The 22,023-nt window shown below is 50.1% G+C and carries 19 protein-coding genes and 2 pseudogenes; 10 read left to right on the top strand and 11 right to left on the bottom strand.

What is annotated here, in order from left to right; genetic code table 11:
• Window positions 1-82: 82 nt before the first annotated feature.
• Complete coding sequence (locus QMN38_RS09670; protein WP_323605050.1) at window positions 83-1,735, top strand: sensor histidine kinase; 1,653 nt, start codon at window positions 83-85, stop codon at window positions 1,733-1,735.
• Entirely contained in the window at window positions 1,728-2,426 is a 699-nt protein-coding gene (locus QMN38_RS09665) for a response regulator (RefSeq protein ID WP_271441880.1), read from the top strand. Before QMN38_RS09670 ends, QMN38_RS09665 begins: the two co-directional genes overlap by 8 nt.
• Before the next feature lie 63 nt (window positions 2,427-2,489).
• Here QMN38_RS09665 and QMN38_RS09660 read toward each other — a convergent pair whose 3' ends face one another.
• Window positions 2,490-2,693 (bottom strand): hypothetical protein, encoded by a 204-nt coding sequence (locus tag QMN38_RS09660; RefSeq protein ID WP_202039747.1) that lies wholly within the window; start codon window positions 2,691-2,693, stop codon window positions 2,490-2,492.
• Between QMN38_RS09660 and QMN38_RS09655 the strand changes: the two genes are divergently transcribed.
• From QMN38_RS09655 to QMN38_RS09625, 7 genes and pseudogenes are all read left to right on the top strand, one after another.
• Window positions 2,647-3,735: an ABC transporter substrate-binding protein gene (locus QMN38_RS09655; RefSeq protein WP_271441881.1), complete on the top strand. Its 1,089-nt coding sequence runs from the start codon at window positions 2,647-2,649 to the stop codon at window positions 3,733-3,735. The genes QMN38_RS09660 and QMN38_RS09655 overlap by 47 nt on opposite strands.
• Window positions 3,736-3,811: 76 nt before the next feature.
• Window positions 3,812-5,581 (top strand): ABC transporter permease, encoded by a 1,770-nt coding sequence (locus QMN38_RS09650; protein WP_005133551.1) that lies wholly within the window; start codon window positions 3,812-3,814, stop codon window positions 5,579-5,581.
• Window positions 5,574-6,644 carry an ABC transporter ATP-binding protein gene (locus tag QMN38_RS09645; RefSeq protein WP_323604937.1) on the top strand — a complete coding sequence of 357 codons (1,071 nt, stop codon included), beginning with the start codon at window positions 5,574-5,576 and terminating at the stop codon, window positions 6,642-6,644. The genes QMN38_RS09650 and QMN38_RS09645 overlap by 8 nt, the downstream gene beginning before the upstream one ends.
• Window positions 6,645-7,359: 715 nt before the next feature.
• Window positions 7,360-8,514 (top strand): HNH endonuclease, encoded by a 1,155-nt coding sequence (locus QMN38_RS09640; RefSeq protein ID WP_323604934.1) that lies wholly within the window; start codon window positions 7,360-7,362, stop codon window positions 8,512-8,514.
• A 92-nt stretch (window positions 8,515-8,606) separates the two neighbouring features.
• Entirely contained in the window at window positions 8,607-8,978 is a 372-nt protein-coding gene (locus QMN38_RS09635) for an HNH endonuclease (protein WP_271450300.1), read from the top strand.
• A gap of 1 nt (window position 8,979) precedes the next feature.
• Entirely contained in the window at window positions 8,980-9,132 is a 153-nt protein-coding gene (locus QMN38_RS09630; RefSeq protein WP_323604931.1) for a hypothetical protein, read from the top strand.
• A 61-nt stretch (window positions 9,133-9,193) separates the two neighbouring features.
• A pseudogene (locus QMN38_RS09625) lies at window positions 9,194-9,730 on the top strand (phage polarity suppression protein).
• Window positions 9,731-9,938: 208 nt separating this feature from the next.
• Here the strand turns inward: QMN38_RS09625 and QMN38_RS09620 are convergent.
• Genes QMN38_RS09620 through QMN38_RS09610 form a run of 3 tightly spaced genes read right to left on the bottom strand, consistent with a single transcriptional unit; the run spans window position 9,939 to window position 13,256 of the window.
• Window positions 9,939-10,592 carry an HNH endonuclease gene (locus tag QMN38_RS09620; protein ID WP_323604929.1) on the bottom strand — a complete coding sequence of 218 codons (654 nt, stop codon included), beginning with the start codon at window positions 10,590-10,592 and terminating at the stop codon, window positions 9,939-9,941.
• On the bottom strand, window positions 10,576-12,081 hold the full coding sequence (locus tag QMN38_RS09615) for an AAA family ATPase (RefSeq protein ID WP_271450296.1): 1,506 nt from the start codon (window positions 12,079-12,081) through the stop codon (window positions 10,576-10,578). Before QMN38_RS09615 ends, QMN38_RS09620 begins: the two co-directional genes overlap by 17 nt.
• Window positions 12,078-13,256, bottom strand: coding sequence for a tyrosine-type recombinase/integrase (locus QMN38_RS09610; protein ID WP_323604927.1), 1,179 nt, complete (start codon window positions 13,254-13,256; stop codon window positions 12,078-12,080). Before QMN38_RS09610 ends, QMN38_RS09615 begins: the two co-directional genes overlap by 4 nt.
• 434 nt (window positions 13,257-13,690) lie before the next feature.
• On the opposite strand from QMN38_RS09610, the pseudogene QMN38_RS09605 reads away from it, so the two are divergent.
• Window positions 13,691-13,834: pseudogene (locus QMN38_RS09605) on the top strand (DinI-like family protein); the annotation flags it as partial.
• Window positions 13,835-13,871: 37 nt separating this feature from the next.
• Here the strand turns inward: QMN38_RS09605 and QMN38_RS09600 are convergent.
• Genes QMN38_RS09600 through QMN38_RS09570 form a run of 7 tightly spaced genes read right to left on the bottom strand, consistent with a single transcriptional unit; the run spans window position 13,872 to window position 22,009 of the window.
• The gene (locus QMN38_RS09600) at window positions 13,872-15,302 is read right to left on the bottom strand and encodes a phage tail fiber protein (protein ID WP_323604924.1); all 1,431 of its coding nucleotides are present in this window, start codon (window positions 15,300-15,302) and stop codon (window positions 13,872-13,874) included.
• A gap of 10 nt (window positions 15,303-15,312) precedes the next feature.
• A complete protein-coding gene (locus tag QMN38_RS09595) occupies window positions 15,313-16,257 on the bottom strand; it encodes a DUF6453 family protein (RefSeq protein WP_323604922.1) in 945 nt (314 codons plus the stop codon).
• Window positions 16,257-19,502, bottom strand: a complete 3,246-nt coding sequence (locus QMN38_RS09590) for a TipJ family phage tail tip protein (protein WP_323604920.1) — start codon at window positions 19,500-19,502, stop codon at window positions 16,257-16,259. Before QMN38_RS09590 ends, QMN38_RS09595 begins: the two co-directional genes overlap by 1 nt.
• 55 nt (window positions 19,503-19,557) lie before the next feature.
• Entirely contained in the window at window positions 19,558-20,157 is a 600-nt protein-coding gene (locus QMN38_RS09585) for a tail assembly protein (RefSeq protein WP_323604917.1), read from the bottom strand.
• Entirely contained in the window at window positions 20,145-20,876 is a 732-nt protein-coding gene (locus QMN38_RS09580; RefSeq protein ID WP_323604915.1) for a C40 family peptidase, read from the bottom strand. Before QMN38_RS09580 ends, QMN38_RS09585 begins: the two co-directional genes overlap by 13 nt.
• Window positions 20,877-20,888: 12 nt before the next feature.
• Complete coding sequence (locus tag QMN38_RS09575; protein ID WP_323604913.1) at window positions 20,889-21,659, bottom strand: phage minor tail protein L; 771 nt, start codon at window positions 21,657-21,659, stop codon at window positions 20,889-20,891.
• The gene (locus QMN38_RS09570; RefSeq protein ID WP_323604911.1) at window positions 21,659-22,009 is read right to left on the bottom strand and encodes a phage tail protein; all 351 of its coding nucleotides are present in this window, start codon (window positions 22,007-22,009) and stop codon (window positions 21,659-21,661) included. The genes QMN38_RS09575 and QMN38_RS09570 overlap by 1 nt, the downstream gene beginning before the upstream one ends.
• Between the last annotated feature and the right edge of the window lie 14 nt (window positions 22,010-22,023).

The following is a 22,023-nucleotide window of genomic DNA, read 5'->3' as shown; positions in this document are numbered from 1 at the left end:
CTGTTGTCCCTCGATTACGGTTCGTATTTTCGCGTGATAGGCTTTTCAGATGACCCTTTCTGCTCTGGCCGCTGCGGACTACATGAAACTCAGATTGTCCTTTCAGGTAAAGCTGTTCCTCTCACTGGTGGCTTTTTCCTGCCTTCTGCTGGCGCTGCTTGGCGTATTGCTGTTTCACTTTATCGACCGCCAGTTGCACCACGATTTGGGCCAACGTGCGCGGGTACAGGCCAGCGAAATTGCCCTGATTCCCGGTCTGGCAGAAAAAGTTCAACAGCGCGATATTCCCGGTATCGCACAACTGATTCAGCCGCTGCGCGCTGAAAGCGACGCCAGCTATATTGTGATTGGCGATGCGCGTGAACAGCATCTTTACCACTCAGAATCCCCGGAGCGCCTTAACCTGCCGATGATCGGCGGCGACAATGCTGACGTACTGAAGGGCAAAACCATAATCACAGTGCGCAAGGGCGGGATCGGTGTCTCGTTACGCAGTAAGGCACCTATTTTCGATAGCCATCATCAGGTAATCGGCATTGTCTCCGTCGGTTACCTCACCTCCTATATCGCCAATATCAACGCCCGCCTGCTGTGGCGCACCGGAATGTACGGCCTTGCCCTGCTGCTGCTGCTGTTTATTTTCTCCTGGTTACTGACCCGCACGCTGAAAAAGCAGATGTTCGGCCTGGAACCTAAAGATATCGCCCAGTTGGTGCTACAGCAAAAGGCGTTACTGGAGGCCATGTACGAAGGTGTGTTTGCGGTGAATGCCGATAAGCAGCTAATACTCATCAACCGCGCCGCCAGGGAGATGCTCAATATTCGCCAGAGTGAACAAGCGTTGCTCGGCAAGCCGCTGGATGAGGTGATTCAACTGCCACCGTCGTTTTTCGTGCCAGGCAACACCGCTTATGACAGCCGCCATCACGATCATATTACCGTCCTGAATCAACGGGAAACCATCGTCAACCGCGTGGCTATTGAAGTTGAGCCGGGCACCCAAAGCGGTTGGGTATTCAGCTTCCGCGATAAGAACGATATCAATACGCTCAGCAGCCAACTCAGCCAGGTGACCCGCTATGCCGATAACCTGCGTATCATGCGCCACGAGCAGCTCAACTGGACGGCTACGCTCGTCGGCCTGCTGCAGATGCAGCGCTATGACGACGCGCTGCGTTATATCCAGGTACAGTCAGAGGGGGCCCAGCAGGTGCTGGATTTCCTCTCCAGGCAGTTTGTCTCTCCGGCGCTGTGCGGCCTGCTGCTGGGGAAATATGTCGGTGCTCGCGAGAAAGGTGTTGAGCTGGTTTTCGACCCTGCCTGCCAGCTCTCGCGCCTGCCGGAAGGGCTGAGCGAAACGGAGCTGATGTCAGTAATAGGTAATCTGGTGGACAATGCTGTCGATGCCACGCTGAAAACGCCAGCACGTACCGCGCCGGTGGAAGTGTATATATCGGATCGCAACCACGAACTGGTGATTGAAGTGGCTGACCGGGGCTGTGGCGTTGATGAAGCCATGAAGCCGCATATTTTTGAGCAAGGCTTTACCAGTAAACCCACTGACAGCAGCGAACTCACCGGTGCAGAACATGGTATTGGCCTGTACCTGGTCGCGGGCTATGTTCGTCGGGCCGGTGGCAGCATCGAAATGAGCGATAACATCCCGCAGGGTACCGTATTTTCGGTTTTCATCCCGTTCCAGATTTCACTTTCGACAGGACCTTCCCATGACTGATATCCGCCCTCTTGAGGTTGTTATTGTTGAAGATGAGCCACATCTGGCACAGTTGCATCGGGAGTTTATTGAGCAAAACTTCCATCTGCGCATCGTGGGGATCGCGGGATCGCTGGAACAGGCCCGCGAGCTGATCCTCCGTCATCGGCCGCGCCTGCTGCTGCTGGACAACTATTTGCCGGACGGTCAGGGCGTTGAGCTTATTGATAGCCCGCTGCTCAAACAGTTTGAATGCTCGGTGATATTCATCACCGCCGCCAGCGATATGCAAACCTGCAGTCATGCTATGCGCAGCGGCGCGTTTGACTACCTGCTAAAACCCGTGTTCTCCCACCGTCTGCGGGCCTCGCTGGAGCGCTTTATGTTGCTGGTACACACTCTGCGCCAGGTGAAAGTTGTTGACCAACATGCACTGGATAAACTGTTCAATTTACCCGCGGGTGAGGCATCAACCCAGCCATCAACAAAGGGCATTGAACCGGCAACGCTCGAGCGGGTGAAGCGTATTTTCAGCGAGCATCCTGACACCAGCTGGTCAGTCGAACAGGTAGTAGAAGACGCGGGGATCAGCAAGACCACGGGTCGCCGCTATCTGGAGTATTGCGTGGAAATTGGGTTTGTGGTGATTGAGATTCAGTATGGGAGTATTGGGCATCCGAGGCGGCTGTACCGGAGGGTGGCTCAGGAGTAACAATCACTGTAGGCCGGATAAACGAAGCGCCATCCGGCCTACAACGGCGAGTATTCTATTCTCTCAACCCATCGCCCTCACGGTTTCTATGGTGTTAATTACCGAAACAACGCCAACAATCACATTTCCACCAGCCGGCTCTCTCCCCCCTCTTGTCTCTCCCCTCCCATCCGCTATGTTGACTTTTAGTTCCTCAAATGTAACTAGAAGGTTAATAATAATGGCGAACACATTCCGCATCTCTCTGATCTCTGCTGCTGTTTTCATGTCGTTTTCTGCTCTGTCCGCACTGCCGCAGGGGTATCCGGCTGACTACCAAAAGGTGGTTGATGCCGCCACCAAAGAAGGCAAAGTCGTGGTTTACTCCACAACGGATACCAAAGCGGCTGGGCCGCTGATTCAGGGCTTTGAAGCCACCTATCCGGGCATCAAAGTTGAATATAACGATATGAACAGCACCGAGCTGTATAACCGTTATATCAGCGAACAGGCTGCTGGCGGCGGCAGCGGTGACGTCATCTGGAGCTCCTCCATGGATACCGCGATGAAGCTCGCGACCGACTATGCTATGGAGTATGTTTCAGCAGAGCAGAACCAGCTACCGAAATGGGCTGTTTGGCACAACAAAGCCTACGGCACCACCTACGAGCCGGTGGTGTTTATTTACAACAAGCGCCTCATCCCGGCGAACGAGGTTCCGGATTCTCACACCGCACTGGCCAAGCTGATTGCAGGCCAGGTGGATAAATTCAAAAGCAAAGTCACCACCTACGATATCGAAAAATCCGGGGTTGGCTTCATGCTATCGGTGCTGGATTACAAGGCCGATCCGAACTACTTCAAAACATTGGCCGACGTGGCGAAAGGCGGGTTAGCCGTGCAATCGTCCACCGGTACGATGATGGAGCGGGTTTCATCGGGTGAAAACCTGATTGGTTATAATATCCTCGGCTCTTACGCCGAAGCGCGTGCCAAAAACGATCCGTCACTGGGCATTTCCTATCCGAAGGACTACACCCTGGTGCTGTCACGAGTTTCTTTCATCAGCCAGCAGGCAGAGCATAGCAATGCCGCCAAACTGTGGCTGGACTATGTGCTGTCTGAGAAAGGGCAAAACATCCTCGCCAACCAGGCCGATATTCCGTCTATTCGCAACGATATCGAAGGTAAAAATGACATCGACGGTATGACCAAAATGCTGGGTAGCGCGCTGAAGCCGATCCCAGTTGATGAGTCATTACTTGAGTACCTGCAACCGAAAAAACGTTTGGATTACATCAAACAGTGGCGTGAAGCCGCGGCCAAATAAGAGCCAGAACCGGGCGCACGGTTCACTGGTGCGCCTGGTGCTCGTTTCCTGAATACGTGTTACCGGATCTCCGCTTATGAATGCATTACGCAGAAAGTGGCAAAGCTTGCCGCGTGGCATCGTCGTGCTGTTAACCGCGCTGGTTATCTACACGCCGTTGTCGTTCATCGTGATACAAAGCTTTTTGTCCGCGCCGTTCTTCTCGCCGGCAAAGGACTGGAGCCTTGAATCCTTTGGCTTTATTTTTACCGACCCCGACTTCTATAAAGCGCTGAAAAGTGGCTTTATTCTCGCATTCGGGCTGGTCATTATCGCCATTCCTCTGGGCGGTATACTGGCCTTCCTGATGGTACGTACCGACTTACCGGGTAGACGTCTGATTGAGCCGCTGATCCTGGTGCCTATTTTTGTTTCACCGATGGTGCTGGGTTTTGGCTATGTGGTGGCCGCGGGCCCGGTGGGCTTCCTGTCACTGTGGGCACAATCGCTGATTGGCTTCGTGCCGTGGAATATCTACGACATGTCGAGCATCGTGGTCATTGCAGGCCTGACACACGTACCGCACGCTTATCTGTATATCTCGTCAGCGCTGCGCAGCGTGAGCTCAGACGTGGAGGAAGCCGCGCGTATCTCCGGCGCATCCCCGCTGCAGGTCATGACATCAGTCAGCCTGCCGATGGTTCGCCCATCTATTCTGTACGCCGTGGTGTTGCTGTTTTTCCTCGGTCTGGAAGTCTTTGGTCTGATGCTGGTACTGGGCGACCCGGAAGGCAACATGGTGCTGGCAACCTACCTGTATCAGTTGACCAATAAACTGGGTACGCCGTCGTATCACCTGATGGCGGCAGTTGCCGTGGTACTGATCTGCCTGACCATCCCACTGGTCATGCTACAGCGTCGCCTGATGCGTACCGCTAACCGCTTCGTGACCATGAAGGGTAAAGCCTCACAGGCCCGCGCGTTACCGCTGGGTAAATGGCGCTGGATAGCGGGTGCTGTGGTCGCGTTTTGGCTGACCATCACCATTGGCGTACCGTTGATGGGCGTGGTGCTGCGTGCGTTTATCTCCAACTGGGGGGTGGGTGTGTCGCTGTGGGATGAGCTGTCCCTCAGCACCTTCCGTACCATCTGGGAACAGCCGAATCTGTTGCGGGCCATCGTCAACTCCATGGCGATTGGCGTGATCGGCGGCGCGCTGGCGGTAGGTTGCTATCTGTTTATCGGTATCGCGATGCACCGCAAGCCGGATAACACCACGCGTTTTCTCGACTACAGCGTACTGGTGCCCCGTGCAGTACCGGGCCTGCTCGCGGGTCTGGCATTTCTGTGGGTGTTCCTGTTCTTACCAATGTGGCTCGATAACGCGCTGAAATCCGGCTGGTTATCCGGTATGCCGTGGTCGCAGTGGTTGCGAGACACTTTGATTGTCTGGCTGCGCTCGCTGCGTAGCACCATTTTCAGCGTCTGGCTGGCGTATACGGTGGTGTGGATGGCCTACGGCCTGCGCCTCATCTCCTCAACGTTGCTGCAAGTGGGGCCAGAACTGGAGGAAGCGGCACGCAGCACCGGTGCGACGCGTGGGCAGATTACCCGCCACGTTACCATTCCTCTTTCACGTTATGGGCTGATTGGCTCATGGCTGCTGATGTTCCTGATCTTTGAGCGTGAGTATTCAACGGGCGTCTATCTGCTGTCGCCGGGCACGGAAACCATCGGCTCGATGCTGGTATCTCTGTGGGCGGCAGGTGCTATCGACATCGTCGCCGCACTCTCGTTTATCAATATTCTGTTGGTGGTGGTGGGCCTGGGTATTGCCCTACGTTTTGGAGTGAAATTACATGATTGAATTATCGGTCGAGAACCTGCACTTAACCTACGGTGATAACCCGGTGCTAAAGGGCGTGACCATGGACCTCAAACGGGGCGAAGTGGTTTCGTTACTGGGGCCGTCCGGGAGCGGTAAAACCACCCTCCTGCGCGCCGTGGCTGGGCTGGAAAAACCGACACAAGGGTCAATTACCATCGGCAACAACAAAGTCTACGACGGCACCCCGCGCAGCGAAATCCCAGCCGAGGAGCGTAACCTGGGGCTGGTGTTCCAGTCCTATGCCTTGTGGCCGCATAAAACCGTATTTGAGAATGTGGCCTACCCGCTGAAGTTGCGCAAAGTCTCCACCGCAGAGATCAACCAACGGGTACAGGGTGTGTTGGATCAACTGGGCCTGGGACATCTGGGTAAGCGCCATCCGCATCAACTTTCTGGCGGTCAGCAACAGCGTGTAGCGATTGGCCGGGCGCTGGTTTATAACCCACCCGTGATCCTGCTCGATGAGCCGTTATCCAACCTTGATGCAAAACTGCGGGAAGAAGCGCGCGTATTCCTGCGTGAGTTGATTATTAATCTCGGGTTGTCCGCGCTGATGGTGACGCATGACCAGGGAGAAGCGATGTCGATTTCTGACCGCATTCTGCTACTCAACAACGGCAAAATTGAACAACAGGGTACGCCGCAAGAGATGTATGGTTCCCCAAAAACGCTGTTCACCGCTGAATTTATGGGCAGCAACAACCGTCTGCATGGCAAAGTCACTGAAGTGCGTGGCGGCAAAGCACGTATTGAAGGACGTGACTGGGTTCTGTGGGGTCAGGCGGGTGACGGCGTTCAGGTTGGCCATGAGGGCACCGCGGTGATCCGCGTTGAACGTGTGGTGCTGGCCGACGGGCCAGGCGAAAACCAGTTGGCTCTCCCGTTGCTCACCAGCATGTATCTCGGTGACCGCTGGGAGTACCTGTTCCGCACCGTGGCTGATGATTTTGTCATCCGCGCCTACGGCAACGAAGTACGCGATCCGCAGCACTGCCACCTGGCCTTACCCGAAAAACATGTTTGGGTGTTCCCAAAATCCTGATGCCAGAAGGGAGCGGCTGTCGCTGCTCCTTTTTCTGCAGGAAGGATAGCGGTAATACAGAAGATATATTTGCGTACAATGAGATGATGATGCTCATCGTGCTGATGACATCAAACGGGCTGGGCCTGGTACAGGAAAGGGTAAAAATCAGTCCGAAGAAATAACAGGAACAAAACAAAAATAGCTAACAACCTGTTTTAAATTACTTTATTTTTGTTTAGTTTTTATAGATGCTCTCAAATGTCCTCCCAGATGTTTTAGCATCACGTCAAAATGGATGAAAATCATACAGACACTTCCATTTTTATAGCCGCTTACACTCGATCAGATCTTACCTCTCCTCTCTGGGAAATCGTTCATTCAGTTCTCTATATAAGCAGAAAAACGCCATTTTTCTTGGAATAACGAGATACTTTCAAAATAAAATAACATTATCAAATGGTTATGCGCTAAATCTTATCCCAAGGTTATCCCAGTTACCCCAAAACAGGGCTGCTTATCCCAACCACAGCTGTCAGCACGCCGGATTGCGGTCATGATTCGTCCAGAACAGGACTTGTCTGGTGCAGGGTTGATACTGATCACCTCAATACCATATCAAAAACTTAAAAATTCATAACCATCGAAGGGCAGGCCTACGTCAAAAAAGGATCAACCGGGTTCAATTAATATTGATTCTGTCTACGGGCAGAGAAAATTATCCAGAGGCAGGGCCATGCTACTTAACGAGTATTTCGAATCCAAACAAATTCATCTCTACATAGATGGCTGGAAGCATAAAAGCTGGAAACCAAATCATCATGCGTGGGGTAATGATACCCATACTGGTTGCTTTAAAATTGAAGCGGAAGGTAAGCGTGGTCGTCAGTTCCGATACCATTTCCGCATAGCTGTCGCGCGTGCTGCCGCTATTTTCAATATGCCTGCGAACGAGATTCGCTACGCCTTCACAAAGGCATTAGAAGATTTTCAGTTTATTGCGATTCGTGGCAATGAAATGAATATCGGCTATCACGCAACTGTATCAAATCAGGATACACCAGACGAAATTCGCGCCGTCCTGAAACAATATAATTTCTATGGTTCGCTGCATGAAGGCCAACAGGAAGGCCCCCTCCAGCCTACCGTCCAGAAAAAAAGCAAAAAGAGCAAACGTCAGGCCCGAAGGGAGCGTCTGAAAGCGTGGAATGAGAAATATGCCGTTTTGCCTGGTGAACGTCCGAAGAGAATTAGTGTTTCTCACTTGTCCAAAACCTCTCTCTCCATGCTTGTGCCGGAAGTCGCGGCAGGTCTGCCAGCAGATATGGTGAAGGATTTCCGCGACTGGTGTAAGAGGCTGAATGAACTGAACGCAGGGAAAACGCTGGATGAAAAAATTGATGGGTTTCTTTCCGACTCATGGGAAGAGTGGACGGCAGAAACACCTGTATCTAATCCACTGCATGATGCGCATTTACTCGAGTTTCGTAAGCGCCGCGCTGCCCGGTTGCGCAAACTACGCGAAGTGGCTCAGCGTGAAGGGCAGGGCCGTTTCCGTATGTCTGTACTGGCGAACTTCGACGGCTGCGCGATCACAGGCATTACCGAAAGTCTGGAGGCGGCGCACATTGTGCCGGACTCCAGTCACGATTATATGCACGCAAGCAACGGGATCGCCCTGGTGAGTTTCCTGCATCGTGCTTTTGACGATCTGTTTTTTTCCATCAATCCGCTGACACTGGCGGTATTTGTGGATACGCCCTTCCGTGGCTGGCTGAATATTCACGGTGTACAGCTGCGCGATGGCAACATCTGGAAGCTAGACCGGAGTGCACTGGCACACCACTGGGAACGCTTCAGGGGTGCCCGTAAGCTGGACGATGCCACCTGAGATCTAAAAAGGAGAAGTAGTAGATATCCTTCAGTTCCCGCAGCTCTACCGGTTCGAGTTGGTGGCCAACATGCTCAAAGGCCAGTGGCCGCATGGCCGAGGTATTCCAGCGAGATCCTCGCGCTCAGGCTGTATTCCGTAAGCTGGTGATGGAGAACTTTGGCGAACGCTGCGCGGTGACGGGCAAGCGCCTGAATGGTGTGCTGGAGGCTGCACATATTGAGGGGGCGGCGGTAGACGGCTGCTATAACGCCAGTAACGGCGTGCTGCTCGCTCCAACGTTCCATAAGCTATATGACCGTCACATGATGGGCATCAACCCTGACACCATGACCGTGCATTTTGCGCCAGGTATCGAATGGGAAGAGTACGAAGGGAAGGCAATCGCGCCGCTGCGCTATCGCTTGGATAAAGATCGCCTGTCAGCTCGCTGGGAGCAATTCAAAGGTAAGAAACAGGACTAGTATGCACAATCTGACTGGCGTTAGCTTCATGCCCTTTGTGGGCGAAAAATACCATAACAGCCGCTATGGTGTGCGCGTGTTGGTGCCTGGAGAGTCACATTACGGCGCTGATGAGGACTGCAGCCCAGACTTTACGCAAAAAGTTGTTGAGTAATGTGCCTATGAGCCGGGCACGCCCTTTTTCAGTAAGCTGACCAACGTTCTGCGCGGCCGAGCTGACTGACCTACAGAAGAATAAATTGGACTGGATTAGCAGCAAGTCAGCACTGGCACGGGCTGAAAGAACAAGAGCTCACCAGTACCCGTTGTGAGCCTGACGCTGTACAGGCGCTGCGTGAAGATATTGACCTGAAAAATGGGCAGTAAACCAGTCTGCCGGTCGGTATATCCGGTCACATGAGGCCGTGCAGCGTATCAGTATCCGGCGTCAGCTCCACGCTTTTATGCAGGTAAGCGGCGACGCGCTGGCCGCCGCACTGGCACCGGAATTACTGCATCTCAGCGAACAACCTGACATTGTCAGAGAACGGGCTCTCGACCGGGCGGCCGCCAGTGTTCGCGAAGCGCTGTCCGTTCATGTAACCCGCGGAGGAAATATTGATTACGCAGAGGGTGATCGCGACATTCTGACAACCATCGGTTTCCGGCCTGACAGAGCATCGAGAGATGACAACCGGGCAAAATATACGCCTGAACAGAGTCAGATTTTCATGCGCAGACAGGCCGTGCAGACCCGCAAAAAATCTGCATAAAACGCCCCCGAAAATACCCGTCTTTTTAATAAAAATAGCCATGCATGCCTACGCTGCATGGCTTTGCATGCAAAAACCTGAATTTTCCACACCCTGCCGCACCAGTACTGGCGCGGCCTGAGCTCCTTCATGCTCCTGCATTAAAAACGCCCCACGAAGCGGGCAGGCGTGGCGGGGAGAGCATTGCGCGCTAATGTCATTAATGCAATTAATCGCTTTCATCAGCTACTAAAAGCTCTTTTAGAGTTAACGCACTAATTTGGCGCAATAGATATTTCCTTTTATCATGATCTTGTGTTCTTGATAAGAGGTCGGCATATTGCAAAATTAAGTCACTCGCAGCTACAGCAGGATCGTATCCTGCAAATTCATAGAAACGATTCAAACCACACAAAGATATTGTAAACTCTCCCTTTGAACTCTTGGAAAAATAGAACTCACCTGGTTTTACTGCTTCTATATGGTGTTCATAATTATCAAAGTGTGGGTGAACGATAAAATAATCACTGGATGTACTGGGCAGCTTTTTTCTAGCCTTACTTTTTGTAACCTTCCCAGCTCCTTTTCGTTGGTTACAATCAGGACATGAAACACATAAATTCTCAGGCTCAAACATAAACTCATGTACCGCTTCTCTGGAGATAATATGTTCTATATCCCAGGTACGTCCATTACTGCTTTTAAAGACTTGCTTACAATATACACATGTATGACTTTGCTCCTTTATATAATAATCCTTTATTTCCTTCCTAATTAAATCAACATCTTCATCAGCCCAAGAAGCACCACAAAAATTAGGCTGTTCTTTTTTATCAGCAATTTTATCAAGGCTTTTTTTAGAGTATTTAATTGACTTTATCATTTGAAAACATCCCTGCTATTTCAATGGCTAGGTCTATTAGTTGCTTTACACTATCGCCCTGCTCAACCTTATCTCTATTCTTCAAAAGCAAATCAAGATCGTTAGCATGTAGTTCTTTATTATAAGTTCCTTTTGATAATGCTGACAATATATTAACAGCAACTCTTTTTAAATATTCATTCTCAACACCAGGAGCATCAAATAATGTTGCCAATTGAAAATCAGCAGACTTATTAATAATATCGCAAGCGGCAATAACCTCCTCCTGCTCAATCAAAGACACAAAACAATTTTTATTTTTTAATTTAGATACAATCTGAGGTGAGTGCGTGGCAATAATAAAGTGACAACCTTTAATATGCGTAAAAGAATCCATTAACAACTGAATGTAATTCTCTTGCCACTCAGGATGCAAGCTTATTTCAGGTTCATCAATCAATACTAAAGAATTATCCTCAATGCTCGATGCAATCCCAAGTATATTCAATAAAATACATTGCTGCCCTGAACTAGCATCATTAATACTGAAAGGTTCTGTAGGCTCGGACCACCACTGCCAGTCATCTACTTCCCGCTTGATTTTCCTGCTAACTATTATGTCATGAACATTGAACAATCCAATATCTGATAGTATTTTAACTGCCGATATAAACTCTTTTGTTTTTTTACCAAGTCTTAATGATGTGTTATCAACCGTAAACGTGACTATTCGAGAGAAATCATGCTTGACGCAATAATCATTCAGAGCTACAAATGCATCTCTTAACTTTGCATAATTTATGTCATATTTGCTTTGTAAATATGACAAGTCTCTTTGAGAAACACTTGATATATAATTCATGAAATCCCGTATACTCATCGACTCCAAGTTCGTCATGAATTTATTTATTCCATGCTTCATTCTGAAATGAATCTCAAAGCATTCATTCAGCCCTAAAAAGTTTAGTAGTTTTTTTACAGTGAAGCGGTTTTTAGTAAGAAAACCATCATTAACAGAGAAAAAAACTCGTTGCACAAGTGATAATAAAGCTCTGTTCTTTGATTTATCATCAAGCCCATAATATTTATAAAAACTTGCACTAACGTTGTTCTCAGAAAAATACAAACTCTCTTCTGGAAATTTATTAAATGGACTTGTAGAAGCAGAAATTATCTTTTTAGGGCATACTTTATTGACATCCCCACAACCTTCAAGAAATATGCTCCTTCCTTTTACGTTAATGCTGAATTCATCTCCATCTTGAGAACCACTGATTGAAAGATAGTATTCATCTTGTTTATATTGACTTACAGTGCCAATATCTCTTTTCAGGAGTTTATTTTTAACAAAAACAGAGCATAAAACATTATTAATTGCGCTCAATACCCTGCTTTTTCCAGAGCCATTTTTACCTATAAGGATAGTGAACAAATTTTGCTCATTATCAATATATTGATGAAGTAGAATACTTACCCCACCGATACTCACATAATTAATTTTGTAACTCATAAATATCCTTTTGGTAAAATCATATTAGAGTACGACTGCATCATATCTCTTCTTTTATCTAAATATTGCGCATGATTGTACGTACCTCTTATACTATTTTTATCAACATGAGCTAGTTGCATTTCAACCCAAACACTCTCATATCCATTCTCATGTAATATTGTTGACATTGTATGTCTAAATCCATGTCCTGTTACTCTTCCACTGTAGCCAATTCGTTTGATAACTTGATTAATACTCGCTTCACTCATAGGCTTGTTTGGGTCATTCCGTCCAGGAAAAACATAACGATAGTTCTTTGTCATAATTTCAAGTTCTTTGAGTAAATCTAACGCTTGAGTCGACAAAGGTACAAGATGTGGCCTACGCATTTTCATCCTTTCAGCAGGGATTTCCCAAATAGCGTTATCCAGATCAAACTCTGACCATAATGCAGCTCGTAATTCGATGGTTCTGACACCAGTGATCATTAGTAATTTCGTAGCGATTTGGACAAGCCGACTCCCTGTGTAGCTATCTAAAGCACGCAGAAAATCAGGTATCTCATCAGCTTTTAGGAACGGGAAGTGATTTGATTGATGCACTTCGAGAGCACTAGAGAGATCTGCTGCAGGATTAAATTCAGCCCTTCCTGTAGCTATCGCATAACGAAAAACCTCTGAACAACGCTGTCGAACTTTCCGCATTTTCTCTAACGCACCGCGTTTCTCAATTTTACGCAGCACATTAAGCAGTTCTAACGGTTTGATTTCGCCGACAGGTCTTTCCCCTACATAAGGAAAGATGTCGTTCTGAAACGCTTCCATGATGTCTGATGCATAGCCCTCTGACCATTTGGTAGACTTCATCTGATGCCATTCTGTGGCTATCTTTTCAAACGCGCTCTCGGATTCCGTTTGCAAAGCAATCTTTTGCTCTTTTCGAACCTCGCTCGGATTCTTCCCTTCGGCTACCAGTTTTCGTGCATCGTCGCGACGAGAACGCGCATCGGCAAGTGTGATCGTCGGGTACACACCCAGCGAGATCATTTTTGGTTTACCGGCAAAACGATAACGGAACCGCCAGCTCTTGCTTCCATTAGGTTCTATAAGCAAAGACAGCCCTTGCCCATCTCCGAGTGTATAGGCTTTAGCTTCAGGCTTAGCGCGGCGAATCTGCATATCGTTTAAAGGCATGTGTATAGGAATCCAGACCGAACAGGAACATATACACAATCCTATACACATTCAGTACCGGATTCTACTGGATGGTTACGGACTACTATGGACTTAAAAGAAGAAAAAACGTTATAAATCAGACGATTTACGGACTAATACGGACGTTTGAGGAAGTTGAGATGGTGCCGATAATAGGAGTCGAACCTACGACCTTCGCATTACGAATTAGCAGAACCACATTTAACTAACTGTTTTATATAGCCATTACCGCATTCACACGCTTCAAGTTAATGGCACATGCATTAAGATAAAGTATCGTGACAATCCTCGTACGACACAAAGCTGGCACACATCCCATCCCATCAAGAGCACGCAAAACCCTGCAAACCAATGCAAAGCTTTGTGTGTCCCGCTTTTATCTCATTACATAAATTTCATAACATCCGTAGTTTTTCCACGATGCTGATGTCCGGGTAAAACCGATGATGACATTGCCGGCGATCAACACTGATGCCAGCAAGCATGAAAAAGAGCAGATAAGCCGTACTGTTCAGGAAATGTTTGAAGAGGCTGAATTCTGGCTGGCTGAAGATTAACAAGCAGATGTGCCTGGCTGTAGCATTATTACATCAACTATAACGGCTGGGCGCTCTGCTGATTTTCAGAACGAGCCTGCTCAGCCTGTTCCATTGCTATCCTCATTTCTTCCTGACGCTGATTAAAGATACTGTCTGCTGGCATTTCAACACGTAGATCCACCCAGCGGCCTGCAGGGATATCGACAGGTTCCCCGTCTTTTACGGTTTCAATAAAAGTCTCATTATCAGACGCGTGGCCAATTAAATTACGGGCAAACTCCGGTGCCGATGGATGTGTCCGGTGATACGTTTTCAGCAGAATGGAACCATCTGATTCGACTTCATAATCCACCCACAATAATGGTAATCCATTGGCATTTTTCGGAATTACATAGCCCCCGTCTACACCGCCCCAGGAAGGATCTGAGTTAAAACCCAGCACACCGGAAACTTTATAAACCCCTATACTGACGTGCTCGACAACTACCCCTTCTGATTCGTAATTCAATTCCGCTGCCCCGTCACCTCTGACCTTAACGACTGGAGATGCAGGGCGTAAATTCCCATTACCGTCTATTGTTGTATTTACCGTGTCGTACAACGTCCGTGACCAAATACCGGTATTTTTTTGTGCCGCCATAACGGTAATCTTACCCGACGCACTATATGGAAACTGAATGGCACCAAATGTATCTCCTGTATAAACTGAGATGCTGGCTCCGTAGGCGGTGTGAGGCGTGGATGTAATTTGTGTATTATTTCTAAATGCACAAAGCCCGTTTTCCGACAGCGCGCTGAAAATATCATTATTAGAGGCTGCATTAATATCCAGATAATGTGATGTCCCGGCACCAATCCCCCACATATCACCAACAACGGGTACATTCCCGGTTGATTTTCCCGCATTTCTGGTTGCCGAGGTTCCCAGACCAAGTTTAGTTCTCGCCCCGGATTCACTATTACTTCCAGTTCCCCCACGCGTAATACTCAGGGGGGTAGTGAGTCCTTCCAGACTGGTGATGTCAGAGTTAGCCCCTTTTTTGGCGTAATCATTGAGAGCAGACTTATCCGCCTTAAGACTTACACTACTGATTAACTTTTTCGCTGATGGTCCTGTTGTCTGGCTGGTATCAGGGAGCGTAATGGTTACATCACCGTCCGCAGTGAAAAATTGCTGCCAGTTCTGTTTGTCGTAGTTCAGCCCGCGAAGCGCCTCTGCGCCCTGAGTTACCAGTGCTGCAGTTACCATATTCAGTGCCACACGTGGTACTGCTGACCATGCTGCACCCGATTGCGTGGGACCGGTAAAGTTACTGACCAGTGTCAGCCCTGTATTGCTTTCGATTGTTTTGACCGGGAGCGTATACGGAATGCCGCCTACAGTAGCAACAACAAAATCGCCAGCGGCCAGTTCGGTAGTAAATAAAGTCCCTGCCCCTGATACCTGGGCAGAATTATTCGTCAGGGTGAGTGTTCCTGCTGACATAAAATTTTCCTCAGTACATATTTGGGAGAATGAGAATGGGCATGGAGATATTTCTGTTTCGGGTCATATCCCATCCATTGCTGGCGTAGTTACCAAAAACCCGGTTATATGCAGACCTGACACTTCCCCCGGACATAACGACACCCTTCATTCTGAGATTGCCGTAACCGCCGTTCATCCGGACCTGTGCGCCGGTATAAACTATCTGGCAATACCCGCCGCCAATATTCTGAAAGGCATCGGTAATCTGGATTTGCCGGTCGTATACAAAAGGCCGCTTCAGCGTGGAGAACGTCACCTGGCCAGCGGCATTGGTCATGGTGATACCATCACCGCCAACAGGTGCAGTCTGATTGAATATCACCAGGTCAATCGTTGCCGTTCCGGCAACATCATCCCTGCCTGTGTACGAGATATCGCGAACAATAATGCTGCCACCATCAAATCCCACCGATACATTCGGGTTATCCCATTTACCAAAAGGGATGCCGCCAACCGGGAGAGGAGCACTGCCATTAACCGTTATGCGCCCGGACCAGGCGCAGGTCATCAGTGCGGCCTGATTAGATATGGCGGTGAAGTCGGTAGAGTTCGCAACCAGTAACCCTTCGTTATAAGTTGCTGCAGGCAACAGTTCCATAACGTATCCGGACCAGTCCGGAGTAAGGGTATTTCCACCGATTGTCTCGGCGCTGATGATTACCCCTGCGTCACCATTCCTGGTCACGCTCGCCATAATGGCCACGTCGAAATAGGCAAATGAGTAGGTGTAGACAGGATTGGTGGGTACCACAATAACCTGAGAGCCTGGAACCAGTGGTGTGTTTACCGGGTACTGCATTGGCTGGGGTGACCTGCCCGAGAACGATGTACAAAAACTGGGGGCGCGAAGTCCCGCAGTAATTGCCATTACAGGGCGGCCATCGTTGTAGTCGATTAAAATCCCTTCCGGCATTATGACCACCTCCCGACCACGACCCGCCCACCACCAGACAAATTGACAGTTAGTCCATTCCCGTTGATGGCGACGGTGTTATTTGTACCGTTAAATGCAAAATTACCGTTGTTGGCATAAAGCGAGCCACGAAAAGTCCCGTTATTGAACTCTGGCGATCCATCTTTTGGAATATTCCAGCCTGTCATGCCGGTCTGGTAATCATTCGAGCGAATGTAATTTCCAATTTTGCCATTCGTGATTGTTCCCTCACCGATAAAGGCTGAGCTGATAAACACCTGACCATTAACAACGGCAAACGGAGAATATTGCGTATCACCACTGCCACTCATCAGGACAAACTGGTTAGCGTTAAACCCGACGCGGGTGACTACCGGCTTACCCGCTTCTGCCAGCACTGCTATCGACATCCCGGCGTTATACATCACGCCGTTAATACGGACACCGGTTTTGAGGGTATAAATCGCAGATGCCCCGGTAGCGTCAACGACAGCGGTGAGCTTATCTTCCAGTGCGGCGGTCACGCCATTAAACTGGGCCTGCACCTGCGTGGACATTTCCGCCATAGCCTGATTCACATCGGCGATCGTGGTTTTCACCACCAGAATATCCGCGCGTACTTCACCGTACTGCGCCCACTGGTGCTCTACCGTTCCATGGTTGGCCAGCGCATTCTGCAGAATGCCTTCAAGGTTGGTATTAATATCCCCCGTAAGGCGGTCACCATCAGCAGACGTCAGGAAGTCATCAGCGATATCACCCAGATAATCATCGGGGTTATCGTTGGACATACCGCGAACCCAGTTCGTCCAGTCACTCTGATTACCAATGCGGTCAACCAGACGAGCCCGGTACCAGAATTCAATGCCAGCCTTTAAGCCCAGCTGAGTATATGTGTGTTGCGGATACGGAACACCGGCAAGCAACAGAGGGTTATCTCCATTACCGTTTGCTGAATACTGCAACTCGGTCTGGAGCGTGTCACCTGTATCAGCCGGGAAGGACCAGTCAACCTGAATACCCCAGTTGATTGCAGTGGTACGAAGTCCAATCGGTTTTGGAACTTCACCGGTGCGGCCGGTAAGATGGGTCAACGCAGAGGTGGCCCAAAGGCTAGACGCTCCCCCAGAGTTAATCGCACGGACGCGCACAAGGTAATCACCGGAATAAATCCCGGACACTTCTATATTACGCAGGCCTGTTTCGGGAATATTGATCCACTCATTATCACCACGTTTCCACTGTGCCTGATACGCTACGATATCTGCCTGGGTTTTCCCGTTTTTATCTACTGGCGCATCCCAACTCGCAACCATAGTGGCGATACGCTGTCCCTGGCGGACCGAATCGTAGCTGCTAATTGCGATGTTCGACGTTTGCCCTACCAGGCCTGTCGGTATCAGACTGATCGGTGGCGTATCCAGTCGGGCATTGTTATCAACGGCATCATATTTCGCCCCGTTGTACTCTGCACCGGTGATAATGTAGGTGTTCTCCTCATCGTTAAATGTCAGATTGGTTACACGGAAATACTGGAGGCGCAACTGACCTGCATCGATAACAAAAATGGCATTAGGTAGTGGCTCAGCGGTAAAGGCAGTTGCCAGTATCAGTTGCTGGCCGTTAACCGCCTGAATGGTTCTACTCTCAACGGTACCGCCCTGAGTACGAATCATCAGCGTATCGCCGGCCAATGCGCTTGTTCCCCGATCGGTAGTTACAGATTTTAGCCCGGCATCGTAGTCAGTAATTCGCCCACCATAGACACGGCCAGACAGCCGCTCATCGGCAAACGCAAATACGGTCCCAGGTACATAGGCGAAGCCATCGAGTCCAGTCTGAACAGTGATAATGCGATCCAGCGAGTTGGAGTAGACGGCCCACCCTCCGCGACGCTGCGCCTCGCTTTCACGTGTACAGCCAATAGCCGTCAATTGCGTCTGCTTAAATTTGAACTGCTTAACCAGCTCGGGAAACATCACTGCCGTTGTGCGATCCTGATAGTGGTTATCTGGGTCACTAAAGTTAATCAGCGCAGAGCTATAGCGGTTCTTTTCACTGCCGCTGGAGTACGTTGGCTTACCGACAACAGAGGCTCGAGTGAGTATCTGAAGTTTTGACGTATCAGCTGGCATATCAGAGACAACATTGAACATGTTGTTGCCCCAGAACGTCATGCCATTAAAACCTGCCGCAATATCCTTGATCACCTGCCAGGCGTCGGCCTGAGCCTGAATATAAACGTCAAACATAAAACGAGGCTCGGTACCGCTACCTCCCTTGCCATCCGGCACTTTCTGATCACAACGCTGGGCAATACGATACAACTCCCACTTATCAAGCATCGCTGCAGTAACCCTGCGACCGAGACCAAAGCGGGGTTCAGTCAGAATATCGAACCAAATCCATGCGGGATTATTCGTCCATCCCCATTTGAATGTACCGTCCCATGTGCCGTTATAAGTGCGCGCCACGGGATCGTAGTTCTGCGGAATGCGGATTACTCGTCCTTTCGGTTTGCAGGAAATCTTTGGGATATTACTGAATGACTTGGCATTGAACGATACGTACAACAGAGCGGTATGCGGATAGCGCAGACGGGCGTCAATCACCTCAGTAATAGCCTGCACCTGCGTTTTGTTCTGCAACATCTGGCTAGTGCTGTCATCAGTATCGCGAACGACTCGGATCTGCCAACTGCTGTTCGCTTTCGGAAGATTGATACGGTGTGTCAACTCATACAGCGAACTGAGTTTCTCCGTTACTGTCTTGGTTAGCACCGTTGCATAAGCACCACCATCAACGGACAAATCGATGTGATATTTTACGGTGGTGCCGACGATATCTCCGTCGTTCTCCTGCTGCTGCAAACCAGTAATGCCGATGCGCACCAGTACCGCGTCGATCTGCGTGTTGCTGATAGCTCGCGTCCAGGGGGTAACTTTCGTAAGCGAAACACCAATGCTGGTTTCATTCTCAACCGCCGGAAAGCCGGGGATCGGTGTCTGCGACTGCGTCCCTGGGCGAAAATCCCAGGTAACATTCTCAAAGTTCATTGTGCCATCGGCATTACCTAGCGGCGTGCCATCTAAGAAAATTCGCGTGGCATCCAACCCACCAGCAAACTCACCTTCACCCAGCGCCAGCAGCATGCGGCAACGCGCCATAGACTGAGCTGAATCAGGCTGTTCTACTGGCGTGTGCTGCTTTTGGCTGCCGCCCTTTGCGCCGATAATCGTTGCCATATTGCATCCATAAAAAAAGCACCCAAAAGGGTGCTAATTGAAGAGTGAGAAACTGTCAGATGTCCTCAGCCACGATCCCCGCTGAGATAATGGCGCCGCCAATCTCGCGTTCGCCATACAGCAGCGCGACCGGGTTGCCCATCGCCAGGGTGTTCACCGAGCCGCCGAAGGCGTATGAGGGTTTGTTATCGGGATCATCGCGCCCCTGAAGGCCTTTCGGCTGGGGTGATAGCATCTGGTAAAGCCCACCCGCCATCATTGATGCGCCGGACATTATCAATCCGGCAGCAAACGTCGCACCGATCCCTGTCCAGCCGGTAAGCACCCCAGTAACAACCCCAGCAACCACCATTACTGCCCCCAGGATCGTCTGGAACATACCCGCCTTTTTCGCCCCTTCCATAATTGGTGCAATACGGATATCACTATTACCGGCAAGCTCTTTAAAATCATCCACGCCAATGTTGCGCTTACCGCGAAACACCGCGAACGTCATGCCGTTCTTTTTGGCGTTCATCAGGTAGTCTTCCAGACCATCAAAATTGACGCATAAGGCTTTTACCGCCTCTGCCGACGTCTGAACTGCCATTTTATGCACCCGACCGAACCGAGCGCCGAGCGCACCATACAGACGGATAGTTGTTAACCGCGCCAAGGTTTAATCTCCTGTTTTAGGTCTTTGTGTCGGACGCAGATCATCGTCCGGTCTTTGAAGTAGCCACGGGCATATGGCGTGACGCAAGAGGGCTGGCCGTAAAGATGATGCAACAGCTCGCCCTCCTCGGTGATGACTCCGGCGTGGTTCCACTTACCAGATTCGACCTGCATGATGACCATGCAACCCGGCGCCGGATCGCATTCTACAAATCCCTCTCTCTCCCAATTGTCGAAATAGAGGTTGTCCGGATACTGACTTTCCCACCACGGGTAATCAACGCGGAAGTCGGTCAGCTTCACACCTTGAGTAGCATGCCAGTCCATAACCAGCCCCCAGCAGTCGTGAGAGCCCAGAATGAACGGGCGCCCGATAAGCGTGATGGCATCCGGCGTGATTTCGGCATACTCGTCAGCATCCGGGGCGTAGATACCCCATACCACACCTGACTGGTTGCATTGCTGGCGATCTAGGTCTGATGGGATAGCCCTTGCACCATCGCCAGGATGCGAGTGAATGACTCGAATTATGGTTCCCGCATCCTCTGCATTTGCCCAGCACTCAGCATCAATACGGAAATGCTCAGATGGGTTTTCATGGCTATTCGGAACCGGGATATAACGCTGGCGCCGCCCTGACTGAATGATGAGGCCGCAGCACTCGCGCGGGGATTCCTCCAGCGCATGCGCTCGGATAGCCTTCATAATCGTTTTGTTCATTTAGATGTCCGGTTATCGAGAGAAAAGCACGGTTGCTGGATAGCCGCCGAAATCGAGGGTTGCGGTATTAGGCTCAGCCAGGCCAGCACCAAACCGCTTACGACAATCGCTCAGACAACCACCGCATACATCCAATGCAGGGTCAGTGACAACATTACCTTTCGCATCGAAATACGCCGTGCCATTGTAGGTACAGCCATCACCGCTGCGGTATTGCCCGCGCAAAGCCCACTCACAAAGTGATGTGATCTGCCGGGTGGGAATAACCAGATTCTGCAAATCCGCCGGGCTGCTAAGAGACCAAGACACCACCTCATCATCTTCTGAGGTTTTGGTATCCAGCCAGAAGGTTTGCAAAGAGAACGCCGTCGGATCCGCCGTTGGGTTAACGCCGCCCGGAAAGTTCACCGCATCCAGATAGATGGCGTAGGTGTCGATAATGCTGACCTTCGCATTCACCATGTCCTTGAACTGTAGGCATAGTGCTGTGATATGCCCATCGAGGTTAGATACGCTAAGCTTAGGCTCTGCTGCCTGGTCGGTTGAGAGTGCGAGGTCAGAAATCTGGAATGGCCAGAAATCGAAGGTCTTCCCGCCCCAGATAATTGGCTTCGGCCCCAACTTTGACTCGTCGCCGTTCGCTGCGTCAACTTCGGCTGGTGTATGGGGGAATGGTGCGTAATGAAAGCGATGGATACCACCGCTGAACTCTGAAGCGTCTACTTCAACCAGGCGGACTCTGCCACCTGGTGCCAGCGTCGCCGCCTGATCGACAAGTGCCATTATGCGTAAACCCCGTAAGCTCGCTTGATAGTGAAGGTCAGCTCAGAAAACTTGCTGCTAAGCTGATTTTTCCGGATGGAGTCAGCGACAACCCGGTACAGTCCCTTAACCTCGCCTGGCGGCGTGATGATGAAAGCCTTAACGGTATGGGCCAGCAGAAAGTCGCGGACGGCATTTACTTCGCTATCGGTACCGACATGCTTCATCGGAACCTGAATGGCTGTAGAGTTGATGCCGTTATCAGCCACCTGCTCATAGCCGTCACCGAACTGCGCCGCGCGCACCGACTGGCTGTACTCTATTGGCCCCGCCCCGAGTTGCGAGTTCCATTTGTAGGTTTCAACTGCCATATTTGCTCCATAAA

Source organism: Citrobacter sp. R-1.5.2 (assembly GCF_035064245.1).
Lineage (GTDB): Bacteria > Pseudomonadota > Gammaproteobacteria > Enterobacterales > Enterobacteriaceae > Citrobacter.
The sequence above is the reverse complement of the archived record's forward strand: the minus strand, read 5'-3'. Positions and strand labels throughout refer to the sequence as shown.

Coding starts and splice junctions, on each gene's coding strand:
- QMN38_RS09600 (WP_323604924.1), bottom strand. CDS start 15,302: ATGTCAGCAGGAACACTCACCCTGACGAATAATTCTGCCCAGGTATCA.
- QMN38_RS09615 (WP_271450296.1), bottom strand. CDS start 12,081: ATGAGTTACAAAATTAATTATGTGAGTATCGGTGGGGTAAGTATTCTA.
- QMN38_RS09660 (WP_202039747.1), bottom strand. CDS start 2,693: ATGAAAACAGCAGCAGAGATCAGAGAGATGCGGAATGTGTTCGCCATT.
- QMN38_RS09580 (WP_323604915.1), bottom strand. CDS start 20,876: ATGAACAAAACGATTATGAAGGCTATCCGAGCGCATGCGCTGGAGGAA.
- QMN38_RS09640 (WP_323604934.1), top strand. CDS start 7,360: ATGCTACTTAACGAGTATTTCGAATCCAAACAAATTCATCTCTACATA.
- QMN38_RS09620 (WP_323604929.1), bottom strand. CDS start 10,592: ATGATAAAGTCAATTAAATACTCTAAAAAAAGCCTTGATAAAATTGCT.
- QMN38_RS09650 (WP_005133551.1), top strand. CDS start 3,812: ATGAATGCATTACGCAGAAAGTGGCAAAGCTTGCCGCGTGGCATCGTC.
- QMN38_RS09575 (WP_323604913.1), bottom strand. CDS start 21,659: ATGGCACTTGTCGATCAGGCGGCGACGCTGGCACCAGGTGGCAGAGTC.
- QMN38_RS09590 (WP_323604920.1), bottom strand. CDS start 19,502: ATGGCAACGATTATCGGCGCAAAGGGCGGCAGCCAAAAGCAGCACACG.
- QMN38_RS09595 (WP_323604922.1), bottom strand. CDS start 16,257: ATGCCGGAAGGGATTTTAATCGACTACAACGATGGCCGCCCTGTAATG.
- QMN38_RS09645 (WP_323604937.1), top strand. CDS start 5,574: ATGATTGAATTATCGGTCGAGAACCTGCACTTAACCTACGGTGATAAC.
- QMN38_RS09670 (WP_323605050.1), top strand. CDS start 83: ATGAAACTCAGATTGTCCTTTCAGGTAAAGCTGTTCCTCTCACTGGTG.
- QMN38_RS09655 (WP_271441881.1), top strand. CDS start 2,647: ATGGCGAACACATTCCGCATCTCTCTGATCTCTGCTGCTGTTTTCATG.
- QMN38_RS09665 (WP_271441880.1), top strand. CDS start 1,728: ATGACTGATATCCGCCCTCTTGAGGTTGTTATTGTTGAAGATGAGCCA.
- QMN38_RS09630 (WP_323604931.1), top strand. CDS start 8,980: ATGCACAATCTGACTGGCGTTAGCTTCATGCCCTTTGTGGGCGAAAAA.
- QMN38_RS09570 (WP_323604911.1), bottom strand. CDS start 22,009: ATGGCAGTTGAAACCTACAAATGGAACTCGCAACTCGGGGCGGGGCCA.
- QMN38_RS09635 (WP_271450300.1), top strand. CDS start 8,607: ATGGCCGAGGTATTCCAGCGAGATCCTCGCGCTCAGGCTGTATTCCGT.
- QMN38_RS09610 (WP_323604927.1), bottom strand. CDS start 13,256: ATGCCTTTAAACGATATGCAGATTCGCCGCGCTAAGCCTGAAGCTAAA.